The organism is Pseudoxanthobacter sp. (genome assembly GCF_036822375.1).
In the GTDB taxonomy this organism is placed as follows: Bacteria; Pseudomonadota; Alphaproteobacteria; order Rhizobiales; family Segnochrobactraceae; genus Pseudoxanthobacter.
In genome coordinates this window covers 1-5,749 of sequence record NZ_DAISHT010000071.1, presented here as the reverse complement: position 1 = coordinate 5,749, position 5,749 = coordinate 1, and the positions used below count along the sequence as shown (strand labels likewise).

The following is a 5,749-nucleotide window of genomic DNA, read 5'->3' as shown; positions in this document are numbered from 1 at the left end:
CCTTGCCCGCGGAATCCGTACCGGCGGAAGCGGCCGCCCCGGCGCCGGACGAGGCCGTTCCCGTGGCGCTGATGCCGGCCCCGCGCCCGGCTGTTGCCGAGGCCGTGGCCATGCAGGATGACGAGACCCCCGACGCGCCGCTGCCGCAGCCGCGCCCCGCGGTTGCCGAAGTGGCGGTGGCCCGCGCGGAACCGGAAGCCGATATCGCCGCCCCGATGCCGGCGCAGCGTCCGCGCCGGCCGGCGGTGGCCGAAATCACGGCGCAGCCCGCCCCGCCGGCGGCCCCCGCTGCCCGCACCCGCCTTGCCTCGCTGCCGGGGGCGGAACTGCGCGCCGCACCGGGCGGCACCCTGCCGGGCGCCTCGCTCTCCGCCCTGCCGGGCACGCAGGGCGCCCCGCTCACCGGCAAGGCAGCGGGCGGGTTGCCGGCGGCCTGCGCGCAGCTGGTGCGCTCCGGGCTGGCGAAGATCGAGCCTTCGACGCGCCGTCAGGCCGGCGGCGCCTGCCGCGTGCCCGATCTGGTGGAGCTTTCCGCCCTGCGTCTTGCCGATGGGCGGGTGATCGACCTGAAGCCGTCGGCCGCCGTCAACTGCCGCATGGCGCTGGCGGTGGTGAACTGGGTGCGCGGCGATATCGCCCCGGCCGTCGCGCGCCTCGGCAGCCCGCTGGAGACGCTGCACGTGGCCGCCTCCTACAGCTGCCGGCCCATGAACCGCCAGCGTGGCAACCGCCTCAGCGAGCACGGCCGCGGCAATGCGCTGGATGTCGGCGGCTACACGCTCGCCAACGGCGAGCACTATGTGATCCGCGGCCGCTCGCTGCCGGCCTCGTTCCGCGTTTCCATGCGCCAGAGCGCCTGCGCCCGCTTCGAGACGGTGCTGGGGCCGGGTTCCGACGGGTTCCACGAGGAACATATCCACGTCGATCTCGCCAACCGGCCGCGGGCGTGGGCCGCCTGCCGCTGGAAAATCCCCGATGCGCCGGTGGCAAGCCGCACCACTGCGGCGAGCGGGGGCTGACACGGGCAGAACCACCCTGCGGACCCCGCCTTGCAGACCTGCTTGGCCGGCCCGCCTTTATGCGGGCGGCCGGAAACGATGGCGGCCCGCGGCCGGTTCCGGTCGCGGGCCGTGTTTTGTTCATGATGCGCTCGGCTTTCGGGCCTTCCGGCGGGGTGCGGTCAGTGCAGCGCTTCGCTGGAGCGGGCGGTGTTGCGGGCTTCTTCCTCGGCGGCGGCAACGGTGGTCCAGCCGTTGAAGACGAGGTTCAGCACCACGGCGCTGATGGCCGTCAGCACGATGCCGGAATGGGTCACCGGATCGAGCGAATCCGGCAGCGCATCGAAGAACTTCGGCGCCACGGTGGGGATCATGCCGAAGCCGATGGAGATGGCGACGATATAGAGATTGTAGGGGTTGGTCTTGTAGTCGACCCCGGCCAGAATGCGCACGCCGGTGGCCGCGACCATGCCGAACATGACGAGACCGGCCCCGCCGAGCACGAAGATCGGCACGGCCTCGACCAGCGCGCCGAGCTTCGGCACCAGCCCCATCGCCAGCAGGATCAGGCCGCCGACCACGCAGACGAAGCGGCTGCGCACGCCGGTGACCCCGACAAGGCCGACGTTCTGCGAGAACGAGGTGTAGGGGAAGGTGTTGAAGATGCCGCCGATCAGGGTGCCGAGGCCATCGGCGCGCAGGCCGCGCGTCAGCTCCTCCTGCGACACCGGCTTGCCCACCATGTCGCCGACGGCAAGGAACATGCCGGTCGATTCGATCATGACGATGACCATGATCACGCACATCGTCAGCACGGAAATCGGATCGAACACCGGCAGGCCGAAGTGGAACGGCGGCACGAAGCCGAACCATGCCGCCGCCGCGACCTTGTCGAAGGTCATGACGCCGATGGCGTAGGTGACGACCGCGCCGATGACGATGCCGGCCAGAACCGCAATGTTGCGCAGAAAGCCGTGGCCGAAGCGCAGGATGGCGAGGATGACCAGCAGCACGAAGGCCGCAACCGCCAGATTGAGCGGCGCCCCGTAGCCCGGCAGGGTATCGACCGCCGCACCCGCCGCCCAGTTGATCCCGATGCGCATCAGCGACAGGCCGATGATCAGGATCACCGTTCCGGTGACCACGGGGGGAAACAGCGGCAGCAGCCGGCTCATGAACGGGGCGACGATGACGGTGAACACGCCGGCGGCGATGACCGACCCGAACATGGCCAGCAGACCGAGATCGGGATCGTTGGCCATGGCCACCATCGGCCCCACGGCAGCGAAGGTGCAGCCCATCATCACCGGCAGGCGGATGCCGGCGAAGCGGCCGAGGCCGAACGACTGGATCAGGGTGGCGATGCCGCAGGCCAGCAGGTCGGCATTGATGAGCAGGGCCACCTGATCCGGGGCCAGTTTCGCGGCGCGGCCGATGATGAGCGGCACGGCGATGGCCCCGGCATACATCACGAACACATGCTGGAAGCCGAGTGCGATCAGGCGCGGTGCCGGCGGCACCGCATCGACGGGGTGGACGGTATCGGAACTTGCCATGCTGCTTTCCCTCGGCGGCGGGCTGCAGGGACGATCAGGCGGCGACCATCCGGGCAGCTCTCATGCAGAAAGTGCAGCAACATCCGTGCCATCGGGTGGCGGGGCGGGTGCAGCAAAAAGCCTCCCCGGCGACCGGCCGGGGAGGCCCGCCATGGCCGGCAAAGGCCATGGCAACGGGAATGGGCCGGTGCGCGCCCCGTAAGACCCCACGCGCGTTGGAACCGCCCATGCCACGGACCGGAATGTGATCGTGGTCTGAAAATGCCGGCTGCGCAGCCCCCCGGCTGCGCAGCCGGCCTTCTGAAAAGGGCTCGGGTACAAAAGACTTTGGGAGGAAAAGGCCGAACTGGAACGGGTTGGCTTGTAAGGAACTGGCCGCGCAGCGGAAAATGGCAAACCTTGGTTCCATTTCCGGCGCGGCGCGCTTTGTCAGACGGCGAGGCGTTTCAGCACAGCCTCCGCGTCCATCTCCGCCTTCGTGCCGGACATGACGATCTGGCCGCGCTCCATCACGGCCCAGCGGTCGCCCAGTTCTCTGGCGAAGTCGAAATATTGCTCCACCAGCACGATCGCCATGGTGCCCTGCGAGCGCAGGAACAGGATGGCGCGGCCGATATCCTTGATGATGGAGGGCTGGATGCCCTCCGTGGGCTCGTCCAGCACCAGCAGGCGCGGGCGGGTGATGAGGGCGCGGGCAATGGCGAGCTGCTGCTGCTGGCCGCCGGAAAGATCGCCGCCGCGGCGGTTCAGCATGTCGGCCAGCACCGGAAACAGGTCGAAGATCGTGTCCGGGATGTAGCGGTCGGCGCGCTTCAGCGGGGCGAAGCCGGTTTCCAGATTTTCCTTCACCGACAGCAGCGGAAAGATCTCGCGGCCCTGCGGCACGAAGGCGATGCCGGCGCGCGCGCGGTCATAGGGTTTCAGGCGGGCGATATCCCGGCCCTCGAAGGTGATGGACCCGGCCGAAATCGGCTCGCGTCCGGTGATGGCGCGCAGAAGCGACGTTTTGCCGACGCCGTTGCGCCCCAGAACGGTGGTGACCTGACCGATTTCGGCGGTGAGGGAGACGCCGCGCAGGGCCTGCGCGGCGCCGTAATAAAGGTCGATGGACTGAACGTTCAGCATGGCCGGTCCTTATCCGCTCAGCGCCCGAGATAGACTTCGACGACGCGCTCGTTGGCCGACACCGCATCGATGGTGCCTTCCGCCAGCGTCGAGCCTTCGTGCAGCACGGTCACCTTGCAGTCGAGTTCGCGCACGAACAGCATGTCGTGCTCCACCACCACCACCGCATGCCCCTCGTCGCGGATATGGCGCAGCAGGCGGGCGGTCTCCATGGTCTCGGCATCCGTCATGCCGGCCACCGGCTCGTCGACCAGCAGCAGCTTCGGGTCCTGCGCCAGCAGCATGGCGATCTCCAGCCACTGCTTCTGCCCGTGGGAGAGGTCGGCCGCCAGCCGGTCGCGGTGGGCGGTCATGCGGGCGATGTCGAGCACTCGGGTGATGCGGTCGCGGGCGATGCGGTTGCGTTCGCCGAACAGCGCCGACCACGGGCTGCGCGGGCCTTTCAGGGCCAGACGCACGTTGTCTTCCACCGTCAGCGTCTCGAAGACGGTCGGCTTCTGGAACTTGCGGCCGATGCCGAGATTGGCGATTTCCGCCTCGTCGAGCTTGGTCAGGTCGATGTTGCCGCCGAACAGGATGGTGCCGCCGTCCGGCCGGGTCTTGCCGGTGATGCAGTCCATCATGGTGGTCTTGCCGGCGCCGTTGGGGCCGATGATGGCGCGCATTTCGCCGGGCGCGATGGCCAGCGAAAGCTGGTTGAGCGCGCGGAAGCCGTCGAACGAGACGTGGACGCCGTCGAGATAGAGGATGGTGTTGGTGAGCTGCAGGTCCTCTGCCTGTCCCGCCGGGGCAACGACCGGGCGGGCGAGGGGGCCGGTTTCCACCAGGGGATCGAAGCCGGGCTGCTTTTCTGCTTCGGTCATGGCCATCACTCCGCCGGTTCCTGCGCGGCCGTGCCGCCGGTCCCGCCGCGCGGGGTGGGGCGGCGGCCCTTCCACTGGTTGATGAGGCCGAGGATGCCCTTCGGCATGTAGAGCGTGACGACCACGAACAGCAGGCCGAGCGCGAACAGCCACACCTCCGGCAGGGCGCCGGTGAGCCAGGTCTTGGCGAAGTTCACCACCACCGCGCCCAGCGCCGCGCCCACCAGCGTGCCCCGGCCGCCGACCGCAACCCAGATCACCGCCTCGATGGAGTTGGCGGGCGAGAACTCGGACGGGTTGATGATGCCGACCTGCGTGACATAGAGCGCCCCGGCAACGCCGGCCAGCATGGCCGAAATCGTCCAGGCGACGAGCTTGTAGTGCTCCACCCGGTAGCCGAGGAAACGGGTGCGGCTTTCCGCATCGCGCACCGCCACCAGAACCTTGCCGTAGGTGGAAAGGGTCAGCCAGCGGGCGATAAGATAGCCGACGGCCAGCGCCACGAGGGTTGCCACGAACAGCGCCACGCGCACGCCGTCGGCGCGGATGTCGAAGCCGAGGATGTCCTTGAAGTCGGTCAGGCCGTTGTTGCCGCCGAAGCCCATGTCGTTGCGGAAGAAGGCCAGCAGCAGCGCAAAGGTCATGGCCTGCGTGATGATCGACAGATAGACGCCGTTGACCCGCGAGCGGAAGGTGAGCCAGCCGAAGATGAAGGCCAGCACACCCGGCACCACCACGATCATCACCGCCGCGAAGGCGAAGTGATTAAAGCCATACCAGTACCACGGCAGCTCCTGCCAGTTCAGGAACACCATGAAATCCGGCAGGACGGGGTTGCCGTAGACGCCGCGCGGGCCGATCTGGCGCATCAGATACATGCCCATGGCGTAGCCGCCGAGGGCGAAGAAGGCGCCGTGGCCGAGCGAGAGGATGCCGCAATAGCCCCACACCAGATCGAGCGCCAGCGCCAGCAGGGCATAGGACAGGTACTTGCCCATCAGCGAGACGGCATAGGTCGGGACGTGGAAGGCGGATTCCGGCGGCACCGCCAGATTGGCGAGGGGCACGAGAAGCCCTGCCGCGACGATGACGAGAAGGAAGATGCGGCCGCGGGCATCGAGGAACCCGGTGTTCGGCGCGGACGGGCTGGATGGCGCGCTCATGCTTCGATCGCCCTTCCCTTGAGCGCGAACAGGCCGCGCGGCTT

At 68.6% G+C, this 5,749-nt stretch carries 5 protein-coding genes; 1 reads left to right on the top strand and 4 read right to left on the bottom strand.

The features are described from left to right. On the top strand, nt 1-1,019 hold a 1,019-nt coding region (locus tag V7067_RS08860; protein WP_334175532.1), incomplete at its 5' end, for an extensin family protein. A gap of 161 nt (nt 1,020-1,180) precedes the next feature. On the opposite strand, the gene V7067_RS08855 is transcribed toward V7067_RS08860, so the two are convergent. The 4 genes from V7067_RS08855 to urtC form a co-directional block, all read right to left on the bottom strand. Next, nucleotides 1,181-2,554, bottom strand: a complete 1,374-nt coding sequence (locus V7067_RS08855) for a nucleobase:cation symporter-2 family protein (protein WP_334175531.1) — start codon at nt 2,552-2,554, stop codon at nt 1,181-1,183. A 429-nt stretch (nt 2,555-2,983) separates the two neighbouring features. Beyond that, complete coding sequence (urtE, locus tag V7067_RS08850; protein WP_334175530.1) at nt 2,984-3,679, bottom strand: urea ABC transporter ATP-binding subunit UrtE; 696 nt, start codon at nt 3,677-3,679, stop codon at nt 2,984-2,986. A gap of 17 nt (nt 3,680-3,696) precedes the next feature. Then, a complete protein-coding gene (gene urtD, locus V7067_RS08845; protein WP_334175541.1) occupies nt 3,697-4,446 on the bottom strand; it encodes an urea ABC transporter ATP-binding protein UrtD in 750 nt (249 codons plus the stop codon). Nucleotides 4,447-4,547: 101 nt separating this feature from the next. Next, nucleotides 4,548-5,705 carry an urea ABC transporter permease subunit UrtC gene (gene urtC / locus V7067_RS08840; RefSeq protein WP_334175529.1) on the bottom strand — a complete coding sequence of 386 codons (1,158 nt, stop codon included), beginning with the start codon at nt 5,703-5,705 and terminating at the stop codon, nt 4,548-4,550. Nucleotides 5,706-5,749 lie beyond the last annotated feature (44 nt).

Excerpts from the sequence above, each read along its gene's own strand:
- V7067_RS08855 (WP_334175531.1), bottom strand. The coding sequence starts at position 2,554 with ATGGCAAGTTCCGATACCGTCCACCCCGTCGATGCGGTGCCGCCGGCA.
- urtE (WP_334175530.1), bottom strand. The coding sequence starts at position 3,679 with ATGCTGAACGTTCAGTCCATCGACCTTTATTACGGCGCCGCGCAGGCC.
- urtC (WP_334175529.1), bottom strand. The coding sequence starts at position 5,705 with ATGAGCGCGCCATCCAGCCCGTCCGCGCCGAACACCGGGTTCCTCGAT.